The 18787-nt window shown below is 28.7% G+C and carries 21 protein-coding genes and 1 pseudogene; 6 read left to right on the forward strand and 16 right to left on the reverse strand.

The annotated features are described in order from the left end of the window. Together VLM92_RS17055 and nadE are read right to left on the reverse strand one after the other, a co-directional pair. Positions 1-197, reverse strand: a pseudogene (locus VLM92_RS17055) (YebC/PmpR family DNA-binding transcriptional regulator); the annotation flags it as partial. Positions 198-339: 142 nt separating this feature from the next. Next, entirely contained in the window at positions 340-1095 is a 756-nt protein-coding gene (nadE, locus tag VLM92_RS17060; protein WP_325277517.1) for an NAD(+) synthase, read from the reverse strand. 225 nt (positions 1096-1320) lie between these two features. Between nadE and VLM92_RS17065 the strand changes: the two genes are divergently transcribed. After that, positions 1321-1689 (forward strand): sulfite exporter TauE/SafE family protein, encoded by a 369-nt coding sequence (locus VLM92_RS17065; protein WP_325277518.1) that lies wholly within the window; start codon positions 1321-1323, stop codon positions 1687-1689. Beyond that, on the forward strand, positions 1689-2066 hold the full coding sequence (locus tag VLM92_RS17070) for a sulfite exporter TauE/SafE family protein (RefSeq protein ID WP_325277519.1): 378 nt from the start codon (positions 1689-1691) through the stop codon (positions 2064-2066). The genes VLM92_RS17065 and VLM92_RS17070 overlap by 1 nt, the downstream gene beginning before the upstream one ends. Positions 2067-2243: 177 nt before the next feature. On the opposite strand, the gene VLM92_RS17075 is transcribed toward VLM92_RS17070, so the two are convergent. The 4 genes from VLM92_RS17075 to hflX all read right to left on the reverse strand — a co-directional run bounded on the left by VLM92_RS17075 (position 2244) and on the right by hflX (position 5625). Continuing rightward, positions 2244-2888, reverse strand: coding sequence for a YigZ family protein (locus VLM92_RS17075; protein WP_325277520.1), 645 nt, complete (start codon positions 2886-2888; stop codon positions 2244-2246). A 235-nt stretch (positions 2889-3123) separates the two neighbouring features. Further along, complete coding sequence (locus tag VLM92_RS17080) at positions 3124-3561, reverse strand: NUDIX hydrolase (protein ID WP_325277521.1); 438 nt, start codon at positions 3559-3561, stop codon at positions 3124-3126. 106 nt (positions 3562-3667) lie between these two features. Beyond that, complete coding sequence (locus tag VLM92_RS17085) at positions 3668-4333, reverse strand: HEAT repeat domain-containing protein (protein ID WP_325277522.1); 666 nt, start codon at positions 4331-4333, stop codon at positions 3668-3670. An 8-nt stretch (positions 4334-4341) separates the two neighbouring features. Beyond that, entirely contained in the window at positions 4342-5625 is a 1284-nt protein-coding gene (gene hflX, locus VLM92_RS17090) for a GTPase HflX (RefSeq protein ID WP_325277523.1), read from the reverse strand. 138 nt (positions 5626-5763) lie between these two features. Here hflX and VLM92_RS17095 point away from each other — a divergent pair, with 138 nt between their 5' ends. Beyond that, a complete protein-coding gene (locus tag VLM92_RS17095; protein WP_325277524.1) occupies positions 5764-6027 on the forward strand; it encodes a cysteine-rich small domain-containing protein in 264 nt (87 codons plus the stop codon). A 30-nt stretch (positions 6028-6057) separates the two neighbouring features. On the opposite strand, the gene VLM92_RS17100 is transcribed toward VLM92_RS17095, so the two are convergent. From VLM92_RS17100 to VLM92_RS17115, 4 genes are all read right to left on the reverse strand, one after another. Beyond that, positions 6058-6693, reverse strand: a complete 636-nt coding sequence (locus tag VLM92_RS17100; protein WP_325277525.1) for a TIGR01906 family membrane protein — start codon at positions 6691-6693, stop codon at positions 6058-6060. 143 nt (positions 6694-6836) lie between these two features. Further along, complete coding sequence (locus VLM92_RS17105; RefSeq protein ID WP_325277526.1) at positions 6837-8387, reverse strand: ABC-F family ATP-binding cassette domain-containing protein; 1551 nt, start codon at positions 8385-8387, stop codon at positions 6837-6839. A 388-nt stretch (positions 8388-8775) separates the two neighbouring features. Next, positions 8776-9483, reverse strand: a complete 708-nt coding sequence (locus tag VLM92_RS17110) for a zinc dependent phospholipase C family protein (protein WP_325277527.1) — start codon at positions 9481-9483, stop codon at positions 8776-8778. Between the two features lie 14 nt (positions 9484-9497). Then, the gene (locus tag VLM92_RS17115) at positions 9498-10286 is read right to left on the reverse strand and encodes an N-acetylmuramoyl-L-alanine amidase (RefSeq protein ID WP_331681804.1); all 789 of its coding nucleotides are present in this window, start codon (positions 10284-10286) and stop codon (positions 9498-9500) included. 164 nt (positions 10287-10450) lie between these two features. On the opposite strand from VLM92_RS17115, the gene VLM92_RS17120 reads away from it, so the two are divergent. Both VLM92_RS17120 and VLM92_RS17125 read left to right on the forward strand, forming a co-directional pair. Further along, on the forward strand, positions 10451-10789 hold the full coding sequence (locus VLM92_RS17120; protein WP_325277528.1) for a hypothetical protein: 339 nt from the start codon (positions 10451-10453) through the stop codon (positions 10787-10789). Positions 10790-11110: 321 nt separating this feature from the next. After that, complete coding sequence (locus VLM92_RS17125; RefSeq protein ID WP_325277529.1) at positions 11111-12100, forward strand: SpoIVB peptidase S55 domain-containing protein; 990 nt, start codon at positions 11111-11113, stop codon at positions 12098-12100. A gap of 56 nt (positions 12101-12156) precedes the next feature. Here VLM92_RS17125 and yunB read toward each other — a convergent pair whose 3' ends face one another. Continuing rightward, positions 12157-12855 (reverse strand): sporulation protein YunB, encoded by a 699-nt coding sequence (yunB, locus tag VLM92_RS17130; RefSeq protein WP_325277530.1) that lies wholly within the window; start codon positions 12853-12855, stop codon positions 12157-12159. Between the two features lie 341 nt (positions 12856-13196). Here yunB and VLM92_RS17135 point away from each other — a divergent pair, with 341 nt between their 5' ends. Continuing rightward, a complete protein-coding gene (locus tag VLM92_RS17135; protein WP_325277531.1) occupies positions 13197-15716 on the forward strand; it encodes a transglycosylase domain-containing protein in 2520 nt (839 codons plus the stop codon). Positions 15717-15857: 141 nt separating this feature from the next. Here the strand turns inward: VLM92_RS17135 and spoVAE are convergent, their stop codons facing one another. From spoVAE to VLM92_RS17160, 5 genes are read right to left on the reverse strand one after another with little or no spacing between them, the layout of a single operon-like run. After that, positions 15858-16214, reverse strand: coding sequence for a stage V sporulation protein AE (gene spoVAE, locus VLM92_RS17140; RefSeq protein WP_414708171.1), 357 nt, complete (start codon positions 16212-16214; stop codon positions 15858-15860). Between the two features lie 12 nt (positions 16215-16226). Continuing rightward, entirely contained in the window at positions 16227-17243 is a 1017-nt protein-coding gene (gene spoVAD / locus VLM92_RS17145; RefSeq protein ID WP_325277533.1) for a stage V sporulation protein AD, read from the reverse strand. A 12-nt stretch (positions 17244-17255) separates the two neighbouring features. Continuing rightward, positions 17256-17696, reverse strand: a complete 441-nt coding sequence (spoVAC, locus tag VLM92_RS17150; protein ID WP_325277548.1) for a stage V sporulation protein AC — start codon at positions 17694-17696, stop codon at positions 17256-17258. 40 nt (positions 17697-17736) lie between these two features. Beyond that, positions 17737-18153, reverse strand: coding sequence for a stage V sporulation protein AB (locus VLM92_RS17155; protein ID WP_325277534.1), 417 nt, complete (start codon positions 18151-18153; stop codon positions 17737-17739). A gap of 12 nt (positions 18154-18165) precedes the next feature. Continuing rightward, entirely contained in the window at positions 18166-18750 is a 585-nt protein-coding gene (locus VLM92_RS17160) for a stage V sporulation protein AA (RefSeq protein WP_325277535.1), read from the reverse strand. Positions 18751-18787 lie beyond the last annotated feature (37 nt).

Below are 18787 nucleotides of genomic sequence, written 5' to 3' on the forward strand. Positions count from 1 at the left end.
GCTCTGTCTATGTTGTCATTAGGCATGTTATCAGCTTTAGCTTTTTCTATAGCTGTTTTTAATGTTGCATTATAGTCTGGATTTCCTCCACCTTCTTTAGCTGCAACTGCTATTGCTCTAGCATGCTTAGTGAATATTTTAGCCCTTTTAGCATCTTGTTTACCTTTTTTATTGATTATGTTTCCTATACGTCCCATAATTCCACTCCTTAATACGTATAATTAATTTTTGTATATTACTTGAGGATAAATATCTATTATATCTATCCATTTATTTAGCATATATTTGATGATTTTATCATCACTCGTAAATTTTAGCATAAATAGTTAAATTAGTAAATTAGAACTTAGGTGGTTTAGGCGCTATATGTCTTTTGTGTTCACTAACTCTATGAAGTCTTGATATTATTTCTTGATCTTTCTGAGGAACTTCATCTAGTCTTCCTTCAAGTACAGCATCTATCATATCATAAGTTGTTCCCATTTCTTTTTCATCAGTTTGCCCTTCCCAAAGCCCTGCAGAAGGCGATTTATTTATTACATCATCATGTATTCCTAATACTTTTGCCCATTCATATACTTCTCTTTTTGTAAGATTTGCAAGTGGTACTAAGTCAACTCCACCATCTCCATATTTTGTGAAGTATCCTGTATGTATTTCTGCAGCATTATCAGTTCCTACTACTAAATATCCTAAATTATTTGCCACTGTATATACAGTACTCATTCTTATTCTTGCTCTAAGATTAGCATCTGTCATTCTTAAGTAGTCTTCTTTATATAAATTCTTTTCCTTAAGAGAATTAGTTACTGTATCTAATATTAAGCTTTGAGGCTCTGTAAGGTCTAAATCAATGTATTCTATTTTACAACCATTAATAACCTTTAAAGCATCCTCTCTATCGTTAGGATTGCTCTTTATGCTCATTATAACTCCCATAGAATTTTCAGGAAATGCTTTTTTTATTAAGTAAGCAACTACTGCAGAATCAATTCCTCCAGACACTCCCACTACTAACCCTTTACAGTTAGCTTCATTAACTTTATCTCTTAACCACTGAACTGTTTTATCTATTTTTTCATTCATTTCAGTCATAATTTTCTCCTCTCTGATATTTATATTTTTGTATAAATCTATTATATCATATATTTTTCAATCTTATATCCTGTAGCTTATTAGTATTATATCTTATATTTTTAACAACTTATTTATATAAGCATAGCTTATACTATTAATTGATTTTGTATTACATAATATAAGTTACTTTTTATAAATATAATTTACTATTTATGCGAAAAATATATTTAGAAGGTGATAAATGTGAAAAACAAACATTTTAATTTTAATATTAAAAATACATTAATAGGTATCTTTACTGGATTTGTTAATGGTATATTTGGGTCTGGAGGAGGAACACTTTTAGTTCCTATATTAAATAATATTGTTAAGGTTGAAGAACATAAGTCTCATGCTACAGCTTTAGCTATAATAATTTTTTTATCAGGAGCAAGTTCTGTAATATATATTTCTAAAGGAACCTACGATATTAGTTTGACTATTCAAGTTGCCATAGGAAGTATTATTGGTGGTATTATTGGCGCTAAGATTTTATGCAAAGTTACTGGTCGATTTCTTAGGATATCTTTTGGATTAATAATGATTATAGCTTCGCTAAGGATGGTGTTTTAATGTTATTTGGTATAATTGGATTTTTTGCTGGGATTATTGGTGGAATGGGAATGGGTGGTGGAACAATTCTTATTCCTGCACTTGTTATATTTGCAAGTATTGACCCTAAAATAGCTCAAAGCGTTAACTTATTGTCTTCAATACCAATGACTATAATTGCTTTAATTATACATATAAAAAATAAAACTGTGGTTTTTAACTTAGTTATTCCTATAGCTTTATTTGGTATATTAGGTGCTATATGTGGTTCATTTTTAGCTAATTATTTATCCTCCGAGGTTCTAAAAAAAATATTTGGATTATTCTTATTAATAGTAGGTTGTATAGAAGTTAAAAAAGGTATTTCATCTCCTAAAAAAAATAATTGTTTAAAGTAAAATATATCTATTCAGTATAACTATGCTCCCTTACTCTAAAAAAATATCAAAGTAGATAATTTTATCTGCTTTGATATTTTTTATACTTAGATTATTTTTCTATCTTAGATTGTCCTAATAAAAATCCTATTTATTATAATATTTTTCAGCGTGAATATTTGCACACAGTATATAATTTTACAATATTATCTGACCATTTTGCTCTGATAAATAGAATTCTTCTCCTAACTTTAACTCTGCTGTTGCACTAGTTATATCTGTCATCCTAGATGTAAGATTTTCAACTTCATTAATTCTTGAGTATACTATTATGCCAACATTATCTTCATATATAGTGTCTTTAACAAAGTAGCCCATATTCATTATTTCATTTTGAACTTTCCCAAGTTGAGTGTAGTCTATTTTAATACTAACTTCTTGATACATTACTTTCTCAATTATTTTACCCGCTTCTAATCCTACCTTAGCTCCTTTAGTATATGCTCTAACTAAGCCGCCTGCTCCTAACTTTATGCCTCCAAAGTATCTAGTAACAACCACTACTACATCTCTTAAATCTTCTTTTTTTATAACCTCTAACGTAGGTATTCCCGCTGTACCTTGTGGTTCGCCATCATCACTATACCTTTGTATATTCATATTTTTACCAACAGTATATGCCCATACATTATGTGTTGCATCCTTATGTTTTTTCTTTATCTCATTCACAAATTCTACTGCTTCTTCTTCAGTTTTTATAGGCTTTGCATATCCTATAAAAGTAGATTTATCTATTATAATTTCATCCATTCCAAATTCATGTAATGTTTTATATGTACTCATAACATCCTCCAATTCTATAAATTAATTTTCTTATATAATCACTAATAAGACTTTATCTGAATATGATTAACTAAAAAATTCATCAGTTCTAAAAACTTATATTTTTTTATATTTATTTTTCTGCTAGCTTATGTATCTTTGTGACATACTATTTATTATATCCAATATAGTTGTATAAATCAAAAAAGAAAGGGCTAAGCCCTTTCTTTGATTTATCTTCTAATCTATTCATAATTTACAGTGTAGCACTGCCTTGTTCAACTTGTTTCTTTAATTCTTTATATTTTTTATAAGATATATCTACTAGAGATTTTTCTTCGTTGTGTGTTAACATCTTTATAGCATCTTTAACTTTAAAAAATCCACCCTCAGTAAATTCATCTTTTAGTATATATTCAGTATTTTCTGTCTCCATAATGTACCACATAATGGCATTGCATACTTCTTTTTGTCTACTTCTTGAGAAAAACTCATACATAGTATCACCAGCTACTTCCATTACACTAGCATATACTCCTGTTTCTTCCTTTACTCTAAGAACTGCACTTTCATGTTGAAGTTCTTGATCATGAATCTTACCTTTCGGAAGTGTCCATTCACCTCTATCATTTTTTACCATAAGTACCTTATTTGCATAAAATACTATTCCACCTGCACAACGTCTTACTATCATTTTTAAACCCCTCCTATTAACTCTCTTTTTTTATGTTAACTTCTGGAGATACACTATAGGTAAATAATTAATTTATTAATTATATGTTAGGTCTTAAATATTTATGTTATTTATCTGATTTTTCTAATATATCAATAGCTTCTTCGTACGCTCTTAACACATAGTCTTTTTCAAATTGTTTTTTACTTTTAAGTTGCCTTAACATTCTTAAACTGTTTTTATTTCCTATCTTAGCAAGCGCCTTTGCACAATACTGCCTAGTTTGTGCATTTGTGTCATAAAGACCTCTTTGTAAATATTCTCTGCTACTTGGTGATTCAATCTTTCTAAGCGCTGAATAAGTTATCCTTCTTACATCTGAGTGTCTATGACTTGTGAGTGGATGTAGTAAATTTAAAAATCTATTATCTTTTAATTCACCCGTTGCCCAAATTAAAATCATGAGATCTTCAACATTTCTTTCGGTAAGTATCCTCTTGTAAAGTTTCCTCTTAAAATCTAGCATTCTTTCTGAATTTAAACTATTCATAAATTCAAGCCTGTCAAACTTGTTTAACCCTAAAAATTTATCTATAGTATCTTTAGACAATTCTACTTTATCTTTAAGTATTGCCTTTATTTCTAGCTTAGCTTTTATTAATTGATCATTAATCTCTGAAGTTGACATATTCCTTATTTTACTAATTTGAGATACTGTTTTTGATTCTTTATATAGAAGGTATGTTATGTAATAATCCTCCAATTTATCTATATTATCCCAATTTATATTCATGTTATTACCTACTTATCTAATATATACTCTTTATATATATTATAATCTGCTTCTTCTAAATTTACATTAAGCGTTATTCCATTTTCTACATATTCAAAATTTGATACATTGTATTTATCTTTAACTCTACTAAATATATCTCCTCTTTCATAAGGTAATAAAAGTGTCACTGGATATGTGTTTTCCATTAAAGCATCTTCTACCATTTGTAGTAACTTATCCATGTTTATACCTTTTTTAGCTGATATATATATAATATCATCAGTATTTTTAGGATATATATCTAATTCTAATCTATCTATTTTATTATAAACAATTATAGTCTTTTTATCATTTGCACCTAATTCTTTAAGCACACTCTCTGTAGTTTTCTTTTGAAGCTCATAACTACTATTAGTCGCATCTATTACATGTAAAATCAAATCTGCATAATGGACTTCTTCTAAAGTTGCCTTGAATGCCTCTACTAAATCATGTGGAAGTTTACTAACGAAACCAACAGTATCTACTACTAAAAATTCTTTTTTATTTGGTAAAAGTGCTTTTCTAAGCGTTACATCTAATGTAGCGAATAGCATATCTTTTGCCATTACTTCTTTTTCTTTTTCATAATCTTTATGTGTTTTTATTATTTCATTTAATAAAGTAGATTTTCCTGCATTTGTATATCCTACAATCGCAACTATAGGTATATTTGATTTTAAACGTTGAACTCTTTGAGTTTCTCTAATCTTTTTAACTTCTTTAAGTTCACGTCTAATATCGGCTGCTTTATTAAGTATATGTCTCTTATCTACTTCTAATTTTTGTTCTCCTGGGCCCCTAGCACCTATACCAGCACCCGTTCTACTCATTGCTCCACCCATTCCAGAAAGTCTAGGTAATCTATATTTTAACTGAGCAAGCTCAACTTGAAGCTTACCTTCTTTAGTTAATGCCCTTTGAGCAAATATATCAAGTATTAAAGTAGTTCTATCTATAACTTTTATTCCTACTACGTCTTCTATATTCCTTATATGTGCTCCTGATAATTCATCATTGAAAACTACCATTGTAGCATCTAAAGAATCACAATACGCTTTTATCTCTTCTACTTTTCCTTTTCCTACATAAAATGCTGCATCTCTTGTTTGCTTATTTTGAATTAAACTCCCTACTACTTCAGCACCTGCCGCCTTAGCTAGTTCTTTTAATTCTTCCATTGATTCATTTATGTCTATATCATCAACTTTTCTTGCTGTAGACGTTATATTAAGTCCTACAAGCAATGCTCTTTCTTGTTTTTCTTCCATCTTAACACCTCATTTTTAATACTTATGTAAAATTTTTAATGTAATACTTATCCTTTAGTCACTATTTTTTTTATTATACCACTAATGTAAATATTTAGTATAATTATATTAATTCCATAAAATTAGGAGGTAGGTAATATGAGTGAGAATTATAAATTTTTCAACCACAAAACCTGTGAATATTTCCCTTGTCATAAAACTAATAAACCCGAGGATTTCAACTGTTTATTTTGTTATTGCCCCTTATACGCTTTAGGTGAAAATTGTGGTGGAAACTTCAAATATAGTGAAAAAGGTATTAAAGACTGCTCTAGCTGTATGCTTCCTCATAATAAAAACAATTATGAATATATTATGAGTAAATTTCAAGATATTATTAAAATTACTCGTAAAGAAGATTAAAATATTTAAAATTAATAAAAAGAGAGCCTGTTACTGCTCTCTTTTTTTTCTTAAAAATCTATATATTATATAAATTAACATACTGGATATTAATATAAGAACTAATATCATAAGTCCAGCATGAAAGAAAAATTGTTCGGGCAGCATAGTTATAACAGGATCTAATTTTGGATCAAATATCCAATAATCATTGCTAAACATTAATTTATGAAAAATTACAAAGCTGTCCTCAAAATCTATTAATATCGGTAATGTTAAAAATATTGGTATGGTGATTAGAGCTTTTGAGATCATATTTAAAAAGTTTATTTCTTTGTTTTTTATATTTACAAATAAACCTATAATTGAAATAATAAAACATAGATTAAATAATTTATTTAAATTTTGAAAAATATCTCTCACTTCTTTAAAATGTATTTTTCCTTGAGGAGATGATTTTATAGTTGGCATCTCGAAATCAACCTCATTTTTACGCAAATTATACTCTATTAAGTAATCATAATTTAACCTTATTTCTTCTTCTGATAAATTTGATAATCTAGATATATCTAACTTATCTATATCGTAATAATAAAGTTCTTTAAATCCTACAGTGAATTTTATTATCCCGATTATTATTATTATGCTAAAACATACCGAAAATATTATATTTAAAATTTTTTTCATCTATCCCATACCTCTAAGTTCTTATATTTATTTTTAAATAATTCTTCAATCTATAGCTAAATAATTTATTTATTTTTAACAATTATACTTAATATCGCTAAAATATAGTTGAATAATTATATGAACAATAGTTAATATACAACTTATACTATCTTCGTAGTAAAATCTTCTATATTCCAAACATCATCAACTATATCCATATAGAATTCAGGTTCGTGGCAAACTAAAAGAACAGTTCCTTTAAATTGTCTTATCGCTTTCTTTAATTCATCTTTAGCTTCTACATCTAAGTGATTTGTAGGTTCGTCTAGTACTAATAAATTTATATTCTTTAACATAACCTTACATAACCTTACCTTAGCTGCTTCTCCTCCACTTAAAACTCTCATTTGACTAGTTATGTGTTCATTAGTTAATCCACATTTCGCAAGATTTTGTCTTACTTCAAAGTTTGTAAGACCTGGGAATTCTGACCATATTTCATCCATAGGAGTATTATAGTTTTCTCTTGAACTTTCTTGTTCAAAATATCCAACTTCTAAGTAATCTCCTAACTTAACATCTCCATTAAAAGGCTTTATTATTCCAAGTAATGTCTTAAGTAATGTTGATTTACCTACACCATTCATACCTTTTAATGCAACTTTTTTATTTCTTTCTAAAGTAAAATTAAGAGGCTTCGTTAAAGCTTCATCATATCCTAACACTAAATTTTCAGTTTCAAACACAAATCTACTTGGTACTCTAGCTTCTTTAAATTCAAAAGTTGGCTTTATCTTTTCTTTTGGCCTTTCTAATACTTCCATTTTATCTAATTGCTTTTGTCTACTGTTTGCCATACCACGTGTAGCAACTCTAGCTTTATTTCTGGCTACAAAGTCTTCTAATCTCTTTCTTTCTTCAACTTGTCTATCATAAGCTTGTTCTTCTTGACGTTTCTTTATTTCATTAAGTCTAACGAATTCATCATAGTTTCCTTTATATCTATTTAATTCTCCATTTTCCATATGGTAAATTACATTACATGTGTTATTTATGAATTCTATATCATGAGATACTAATATAAAGCTATTTTCATACTCTTGAAGATATCTTGTTAACCAAGTTATATGCTCTTCATCTAAGTAGTTTGTAGGCTCATCTAATATTAGTATTGTAGGATTTTCAAGTAATAATTTAGTTAAAAGTACTTTAGTTCTTTGACCTCCACTTAAATCAGTTACATCTCTATCTAATCCGATTTCTCCTAATCCTAATCCATTTGCAACTTCTTGGATTTTAGCATCTATCATATAAAATCCGCTATTCTCTAATATTGTTTGTATTTCTGCCGTTTCTTCTAATAGTTTTGCCATTTCATCATCATTAGCTTCACCCATTTTATCGTACATAGCTATCATTTCTTGCTCTAAATCAAACATTGATTTAAATGCATCTCTTAATATGTCTCTTATAGTATTTCCTTTACTCAGTACTGTATGTTGGTCTAAATATCCTACAGTAGCTCTTGATGACCATTTTATATTACCCGCATCCGGCATAAGCTTTTTTGTTATTATATTTAAAAAACTTGATTTTCCTTCTCCATTTGCACCAACTAATGCTATATGTTCCCCTTTTCTAAGCCTAAATGAAACATTTTCTAGTATAGTTCTCGCTCCGAAACCATGACTTACATTTTCTACTACTAGCATTTTTCCACCTCTTTGTTAATTTTATTGTCTGTATATTCTATACTATAATATATTCTTTTTTCACTTAAATCAAGTATCCTAGCCAACACTTATTAAGTTTATTATTTTGTATTTCAATTCTTAAAGCTTACAGTTATAACTTGCCTAAAAATATAATTTATAAAAAAGTATTCTTGAAAAATTTTATATGTTTATTTTTTAAAGCATATATACGAAATTTAACTTACCTCAAACTTTAAACTTAATATAATTTACTATATTATAAAAAAAATAAAATTAGATTATAAATGTATTACTAATACTTGCAATACATCTACTCTCTAATTTTAGTTATATAAATAGTAAACTATTAATTTAAATTTCAATATTATAATAATATTTATCAGTTTTATATATACATCAAATCTTCAAAAAACATAATCATACATCCAGCTGTAGTTTTTTGAGACAATGTAATACTCTTTACTGCTGTTAAATAAAACTTAGTGTTTAAATCATCTATATTTCTATACATGTAGTCTATACTAAGCGCACGCATAGAATTGTAATCTGCATACTCCTCTATGCTATTTAGTATTATAGGTGCTTCATGTGATTTAAATCTCTTTATTTTTTTGTAATTTGATTTTACATAGACCTCAAATTGTCTATGGTTATCCAACAACCTTCCCTTAGCATGCTGTGGGATTGTTAAATCTTGTATTATATGGCATGCTGCTCCAAAGAAAAACATACTTCTTGAATAGTTATTCATTGCAAAATATTTTAATGCTTTGTTGTAATAACTTTTAGCTACTGTCATTGCATTTTCATCATATCCATATTTACCTTTACCTTCTTTAGGATTATAAAAATGATGATATGACTTAAAGTCTTGGTCTGCCCAAACTAAACCTTGATTTATTCGTGGTAAGTACTCCTTAAAAAATTTATATTCATTATAGTATCCTTTACTTCTTAATATATCCATAGCATTTTCTTGGATATATAAATGTACTTCACAAGTTGTTTTAATTACACTTTTTTTTATTGGATTTACTGCTTTAAATGTATTTTTCAATGCCGTTGCATAGGCATTTTCTAGTTTTTTCTTCATTGTCATCACCTAACTTATTTAGTCATAAAATACTCTTCTACTCCATCTGCAATACTTTGCATTAATTTTCTTTGATAATCAGGGTTTGACATCATTTGGTCTTCATTGTAATTGCTCAAAAATCCCATTTCTACTAAAATTACAGGAACTTGAGACCAATTAAATCCTGTTAAATCTCCCCTTTCAAATACTCCATTAACCTGTATTCCTGCTTTTTTCATTTGCTCTTGAACCGATTTAGCGCACTTATCGCTTTTTTCATATATATTAGCTGTATATTTACTGTCTTTAGATGGTACTAAGATTGATGCTCCTGTTTTTGATGAGTTAGCCAAGCTATCAGCATGTATTCTTATAACAACATCTGCTTTCTTTTCATTTGCAAATCTAGCTCTTTCTGCATTACTTATATTTACATCATGAGCCTCTCTAGTCATAACAACACGATATCCCTTATCTTCTAATATATGCTTTAAAACTGTAGATGCTTCTAAATTTAATATATATTCTGGCTTTTTAGTACCTACTCCCGTAGCTCCAGATGATACTCTTGCTTTAGTTTGTGATGAACCTGGTGCTACTGATTCTGGATTACTATCTCCCTTTTTTTGATGCCCAGGATCTATACATATTAAAAAACTCTTTTCATCTTCTTTATTATTCTTTTCTTTATCGTCCTTTTGAATAATTCCTTTACTAATTAAATTAGTACTTTTATGAAAATTTGTAATTGGATTTAAAGTACCTATAAGTATAATTCCCATAGCAATTATAACTGTAACTAATAACCTATATTTTTTCACATCTGTACCCCTTTCATGATATATATTTTTTCATTAAATACAAAATACTTCTTATATTATTTCCAACATTTATATTTTTATTTAATTTTATCACTCTAGTTTTTATTTTTTCAAATTTACATATATATTTATATAGAGCTTTTCTTAGGGGGTATTTATGGAATATGAATTTTGATAATAAAGATCCAAATAAAAAACCATCTAAATCTAAGTTATGCAGTTTTGGATATGTCGATTATATAGTTCTATCTTCTACAATTTCCATCGCTCTTGCAGAAGATTTGACTAGTGACGATTTAAACATTTTAGCTAGTTTTTTAGCTACATTATCAGATGAATTAGCTTTAATTGCTGCTGTTAAAGTTTGTCCTACTCATGGGAGTGATGATGGTTTTATTCCTGATGTAGAACTTACTCGCTCTAATTTTAATAGTCCTAAAAAAATCGTTAAAAAAAGGACTATAATAAAAAAACGAAAAATAAAAAAAATGAATAAAACATAAAATACTTAATTTATTTAACCATTAATTAAGTATTTTTATTTTGTGATTTATATTACATAGTTTCCATTAACAATTACTATTACTCATTATTTATTGATTTAAACATTATAATGTTTTTAATTTAATAAATTATATTTTTTTATTTTTGTATTTTGTTTGTATTATTATAGACTTATATTTCTAAGTAATTGATTAATTATTTTTTTATGTAAAGTACGGTTTTATTGTTTCAGTTTTCCAAGCATCAAAAATAGATTAGTGTAAAAAATAATGTTAAAGCACCGATAAATCATTCAAGTATTGACAGAAAGAAGGTGTTTTATGATTTTCAAAATATCTACTACTAAAAATCAAAACTTAATAAAGTTAAAATTTATCTTAATTGTATCTTTTTTATTATATTTTTTCTCAAACAGCTTAATTTATGCACATTCTAATCCAAAATTTGATTCAATTTATTTAGTGCCTATTGGGAATGTGCTACAAATAGATGCTGAGTTGAAAAATATAATTGTAAGAAATTATGTTGAGGGATCACCATTCACTTTAGGAGATGCTATATTAAGTATTAACGATACCTATATTAATAATTATGGAGATTTCTCTGATATTTTATCTACACTATCTCCAACTGATAAAATGTCTGTTTTAGTAAGAAGAGGAGATCATAGATTCACTTTAGAAACTAATAAGGAAGAGTTAGAAAAAATTAATTTTAATAACTTATTATGTGGATTTGCTACCTTGACTTATATAAATCCATCTAATGGTGAATTTGGTGCTGTTGCACATCCTATAAGTGTTGGTACATCAAAAAAAATATCAATAAAAAATGGTCACATTTCTACAACTACAGATTTAAATATACAAAAATCATCTAGTGGTACTGTTGGATCAATAAATGCAAAAAGGAAAGATACTATTGGTCAATTTACTTCTAATACTGATTTTGGTATAAAAGGAAAAATAGTTAATTTTGATACATCTAATTTAAAATCGTATAAAACTGCATCTTTAGATGAAGTAAAACTAGGTAAAGCTGAAATAATATTACAAACTAACTCCTCTAATTGTAAAAAATTTGATATACAAATTATAGATATACAAAAACAAAGACACCCACAATCAAAAACTTTTAAAATTAAAATAACAGATAAAGATTTATTAATGCAATCTGGTGGCATAGTTCAAGGAATGAGCGGTACTCCTATAATTCAAAATAATAAAATAATAGGTGCTATATCTCATGCTGTTGAAAATGATCCTACTCTTGGATATGCCGTGTTCATTCAATGGATGTTAGAAAACTAGTTTATTTTTTATAAGTCAGTTATAGCTATAGCTATAACTGACTACATTTATTTTTATTATTTTACGTCTTCCATTTCTACTTGAGGTAATACATTATATACATCTTTTTCTGGTATATTTACGTAACTACTTGGTACATCTCCTACAATTATAGTTTCACATATAGGTATTTGTGCCTTTATTTCTTTAGTTGATGTAGTTAGTGGTATTACTACTTTTACTTGAGTTTTTGCTTCTAAATAAATTCTATGTCTTGACTGATTTATACCTGAAGATTCAAATTTAGTTTTGAAATCTACATATACAATTCCTATTGGTTCTATTGATACCTTTAATTGTGGTCCATATTTAGCTAATATAGGACTTCCAAGTGCAGTTCCTATTGGTATGTATGCTGTTGTACTCGTTACTTCTTTTAGCTCATCTTGAATTTGTAATGCCACATCAGATGCGATTTTATTCATCATTACAGTATTTGCTTGAATCATTGTTATCTTTCCTTCAGAATCTAGTTTTGTATGCATTAAATCCGAATAATTAATTTTATCTTTAACTGTTTCTCCAACAGCTTTATTTATGGATCTGTTTGCTAGTTCTAGTGACTTAGTCTCTGCCAATACAGTTATCGTTGGTCTTAAGCTAGTATCTACATATATAAAACTACCTATAAATACAGATAATATAAATATTGTTGAGAATACAATTATAATTTTCTTTAAATCATTACTTTTTAAATTTGTTAATCTCCACTTCATAATAACACCCCTTAATATTTTATGTAGTAATCATTAACTATTTGCTTTTTTATAATCGAATTAAAAATTTTTACATACTAATTTTTATATTTATCATATAAACAAACCTTCACATATTTTTTATATTATTAGATAAAAATAAATAGTATTAAACTATAAAAATATACTTATTTTAGTAATAATTTTTTAATTTTATAAGATTTATACTATTTAAAATATATACTATTTTTTTTTATTTAGCGTATATATAAAGTGTTACATTATATTCATTTTTATTATGTAATTAGAAAATTATCCATATATGTGGTATAATATTACATTAAGTAAGGAGGTTAAGCTTAATGAGTAATGATAACAATGAAAATAAAAATAAAATTAGAAGAAAGAAGGTTAGTTCTTCTACAAACAAGAGTAGTTCCCCTACTCCAAGCAACAAAGATAGGTATAAATCTAGCAAAAATAAGGACAAATTTAAATTCCTTAGAGTTGCTGGAATAGTATTCTTAGTTTTATTAGTAGTTGGTGCTGCTGCTGGAACTGGTTTAATATTTGCCTCATTAAAAAATGTAGAACCAGTTACTAAAGCTCTCCTAGATGAAAAAACTTACCAAACAACTCAAATTAGATACGCTACTGGCAGTCTATTATCTAATGCACCAAGTATAAATAAAAAAGATCCTGTACGATTGGAGCAAATAAATGATAATTTAAAAAAAGCTGTTGTTGCTATAGAAGATGAGCGCTTCTATGAACATAGTGGTGTTGATATTAAAGGTTTATTAAGATCTGTAGTTAGGACTTTAGCTGGTACTAAGCAGGGTGGTAGTACAGTTCCTATGCAAGTATCTAAAATGTTATTAACTTCTAAAGAGCAAAGTATACCTCGTAAAATTAAAGATATATACTACGCTTATGAAATGAGTAAGACATTAACTAAAGATGAAATACTTGAAGTTTATTTAAACAATTTCTTCGTAGGTAAAGGACTTGCTGGTGCTGAAGCTGGTGCTCATGGATACTTTGATACTACTGCTAAAGAACTTACACTTGCTCAATCTGCACTACTTGCTGGATCGACTAAAAACCCTTCAAGATATTCAGCTTATATGACTGCTAAATTAGAAGGAATTGAGACTAAGGAAGATGTAGAAAATAGACTATTATTCTTTATCAATACACCTGATGATAGTCTTGATGATCCTACTGCAATCGAATTAGAAATGGTAGAAAAATTAAACGCTTGGGGACTTATTCCTAGCCAAGATACCTATAAACAACTAAGATCAGGAACTATGGTTGTTAGAAAAGCAGTAAATAATCCTGAAGCTAAGAAAAGACAAGAAGTTGTTTTAAACAAAATGTTAGAAGTTGGATCTATAACTCAACAAGAACATGATGCTGCTGTTGCAGAAAAATTAGAAATAAAACTTCCTAAGTCTAAAGATAAAGTATCTTCTTCTGTTGAGGACCTTATAGAGTATGATGTTATAGATGCTTTAATTGAACAAGGTAATACTAGAGATGAGGCTTATAATATGTTCTATAATGGTGGTTTAATAATAGATACTACTATAGATCCGAAGATGCAAGATACATTAGAAAAAGAGTACGAAAATAATAATAACTTCCCTGGTAATGATTCTGGCTCTGGTTCTGACGGAATTGCTCAACCACAATCATCAATGGTTATATTAGACTATAGAACTGGTGAAATTAAAGCATTAGTCGGTGGTAGACATATTACAGGAAGAAAAACTTTAAATAGAGCTACTACAGCTCAACAACCTGGTTCAACTATAAAACCTTTATCAGTTTATACTCCTGCTATAGATACTTTAAAAATAACTCAGTCTAATGCACTTAGTGATGCTAAAGGTGGTTATAAATTTAGAGAAAATAACAAGTGGAATCCTAACACGACTACTGCAGGTAAAGGTACTATGAGTTTACGTAAAGCTCTTGCTTACTCTTCAAATACAATAGCTATAAAGACTTCTGAAATGTTAGGAAGCTCTTATGAAGAATGTATCGATATAATGATGGATTACTTAAAGAACTTTGGTATATCAACGTTAGTAGATAGTAAAACTGCTGATGCTGGTAATAACGATAGAAGATTCCCAGCTTTAACACTTGGAGGTATGACAAAAGGTATTTCGCCACTTGAAATGGCTTCAGCTTATGGTACTTTAGCTAATGGTGGTGTTTATATAGAACCTACAATATTTACTACTATAACAAGTTACGATGGTCAATTAATAGTAAAAAATATACCTGAAGAGCATAAGGTTGTAGATCCTGAGGTAGCTTATGTAATTACTGATATGCTTGCTTCAGTTGTAACTGAAGGTACAGGTAGATCTGCTGCTATACCTGGTGGAATGCCGGTTGCTGGTAAAACTGGTACTACTAATAAAGCTTTAGATGTATGGTTTGTTGGATACACTCCATATTATGTTGGTGCAACTTATATAGGTGATGATGCTGGTAGAAAAAATCCAAATACAGGTAATTTTATTGCTCGTAGAAGTATTCCTGGTGGTAGTGGCACTGCTGCAAGATTATGGTCTAAAGTTATGAGACAAGTGCACGAAAACTTACGACGTATTGAATTTAAACAACCTGACAATATATACTTTACAAAAATTAATTTAATAGATGGTGGAAGATCATCTAGTGGTTCTAATGCTGCATTTATAAAAGGCACAGCTCCAAGTAGATATACTTCTCATCCATCCACACAACCAAAACCTGAAGAAACTCCAACTCCTCCTGATAATGGTGGGGAAACTACTCCAACTCCTCCTAATAACGGTGGCGGTGGAACCACTCCAACTCCTCCTCAGAATACGGTTGAATAATTATAAAAAGCTAACTATTTTTAATTAATAGTTAGCTTCTTTGTTTTAATACCTATTTAAATTTAACATTATAATTAATTATGTGTTAGCATGTTAAAGCTTTATATTATAATTAAATTTAATTATTTTTATGACTACATTTTATGGTTTTGTTTTAGGCGTAAATACTACTGCCATCATGTACCCAAAGAATATTGCAGCTGCTATACCTCCTGCTGTAGCGGTTGTTCCTCCTAAAAATATACCTAAAAAGCCATCTGTTTTAATTGATTTTATTACGCCTTTTGCAAGAGAATATCCAAATCCTATTATAGGTACTGTCGCTCCAGATCCTCCAAATTTAACTATCGGTTCATATATTCCTAAAAATGTTAAAATAACTCCACTAGTTACATACGTAACCATAATATAAGGAGTCTGCATTTTGAAATAATCCATCAGTATTTGAGCAATTAAACAAATCACTCCTCCAACCAAAAATGCATTTATATACTCCATAAACATTTTAAATCACTCCTCATTTACAATAACCACTGCATGTGCAACGCATGGTATTGTTTGTTTTTGCAATGTACTTGTCGGAGATAACAATGCTCCTGTTGAAACTAGCATAACTTTATTAAACTCTTTATTTACTAATTTATTATAAATGTATCCTGCAAATACAGTTGCTGAACATCCGCATCCGCTTCCGCCGCAGTGTACATCTTGTTCTTCTAAATTAAATATTTCTATACCGCAGTCAGTATAAACCTTGGATATATCAATCCCTTTTTGTTTTAATAAATCTTCTGTTATTTGTTTTCCTAACTTCCCTAAATCTCCAGTTGCTATTAAATCAAAGCTATTTGGGTCATCTTTAGTATCATTAAAATATGCATATATAGTGTCTATAGCTGCTGGAGCCATAGCTGCACCCATATTATTACCATCATCCATTCCTTTGTCTATTACTTTTCCTACAGTTACGTATTTTACTTTTGGACCCTTGCCATTAGGTGCTATCAACACGCTGCCTGCTCCAGTAACTGTCCATTGAGCTGTCATAGGTTTTTGATTTCCTAGCTCTAGCGGAAATCTAAATTGTCTTTCTGCTGTACAATAATGACTAGATGTTCCCGATAAAATCAAATCTGCAAAACCTCCATCTACAAGCATTGAACTTAAACACATTCCCTCTGCCATTGTAGAACAAGCTCCATATATTCCAAAGAATGGTACACCTAATTCTCTGGCCGCAAAAGAAGCCGGAAATAATTGATTTATTAAATCTCCACCTAAAATGTAATTAACATCTTCTAGTTTTTTACCTGCTTTTTTTACAGCTTTATTCATAGCAGTCTCTACCATTTTACTTTCAGCTAATTCCCATGATTTCTCACCATATAAATCATCAGTTAAAATTAAATCAAAATGTTCCTTAAGTGGCCCTTCACCTTCCTTTGGTCCTACAACAGAAGATGCAGCTATTATAGTTGGTTTATTTTCTAGCTTTACAGTCCTTGTTCCTATTCTTTTACTTTTCACACTTTCATCTCCTTACTTTACTAGAGTAAAAATATAATAGAAAAACCCACATAAAATAGATGAGCCTATCCCATATACTAATACTGGTCCTGCTATTTTAAATAGGTTTGCCCCTACTCCAAGCACATAACCTTCTCGTTTATATTCCATAGCTGGAGATACTATTGAATTTGCAAATCCAGTTATTGGAATTATAGAACCCGCTCCAGCTCTTTTTCCTATAAGGTCATATACACCTAAACCTGTAAGGAAAGCACCTATAAAAATTAAAGTTATGGATGTTGCACTTGCAGCTGCTATTTTGTCTAGTCCACCAAAATTAATATATAAATTATTTATGATTTGCCCTATTACACTAATAATTCCACCTACTACAAATGCAAAAACATAGTTTTTTAAATACTTGGGCTTGGGACTTATTTCATCTACATATTTTTTATAATCTTTATCTATCTTTTTATATATCTTTTTATCTACCTTTTTATTCACCTTTTTAACCTCCTTTAATTATTGTCCATCCTATAAAGGAACCTAGCACTTTTCCAATTAGCATCGATACTATTATATATTTTAAACATATTATAGGTATTTTAATCCTTCTTGATACTACCGGAATATAATCTAATACTTCTGTAAGCCCAGAACTTAAAAATCCTACAAACACTCCATAACCTAATCCAAATACTATTGCACCGATTTTGCCTATATTAAAATGTAAATTTTGAATAGATATAAAACCACCTAACAAAGTACCTATAACAAGTAATCCCTCATAAATCGCTATATGCTCTTTTGTTTTACTTACTTGAGCCATTCTAGGTATAATTCCTACCAATATTAATAGGGAAACTACACCAGCTCCAACCATTATGCCTGATGATAATCCAAATAAAATTAAAAATCCTTTCACACAATACCCTCATCATTTCTTTCTTAATTGATTTTCTATCTCTTTATTCAAAGAAACCATTCTTAAATCTAATGGACTGGGTTCTCCCTTTGAGTATGTAGGTATAAACTTATTAAAAAATAGAGCCACGCCAATGCCAATTCCAATCGAATAAGGCAACTGAAAATATGTCATATATGATTTTGCATCATTAGTTATTGCATTTACCATCATAAATTGAGATTGTGCCATATTAACATCTGCATGAAAGTTCATTATTCCCATTATAGAACCCATTAATACTACTATAGATACTATAAATACTCTTATATACTTTGTTCTATCTTTTTTATCATCATTAAAAAAGATTATAATATCATCTGTTTTTAAAAAATTAAGACGTAAGGTTGGAAATCTATTATTAACAGCTTCTATAATTTCGCCTAGATGTATTACATCATAATTAGAATTATGTTCCTTATACTCTCTTAAGCAAATATTATTTAATTGCCTTTCATAATCTTTGGGATATACATCGTAAATGTCTTCTAAGCAAATGCTTGATTTTTTAGTATTGAAAGGTTTTATACTTTTAGGTATTAAGTAAATGTATTCCATTTATGATACCTCCTTCTTCTTTATTATTTGTTGAATA

The sequence above is a fragment of the Romboutsia sp. genome, assembly GCF_035470145.1.
In the GTDB taxonomy this organism is placed as follows: Bacteria; Bacillota; Clostridia; order Peptostreptococcales; family Peptostreptococcaceae; genus Romboutsia_D.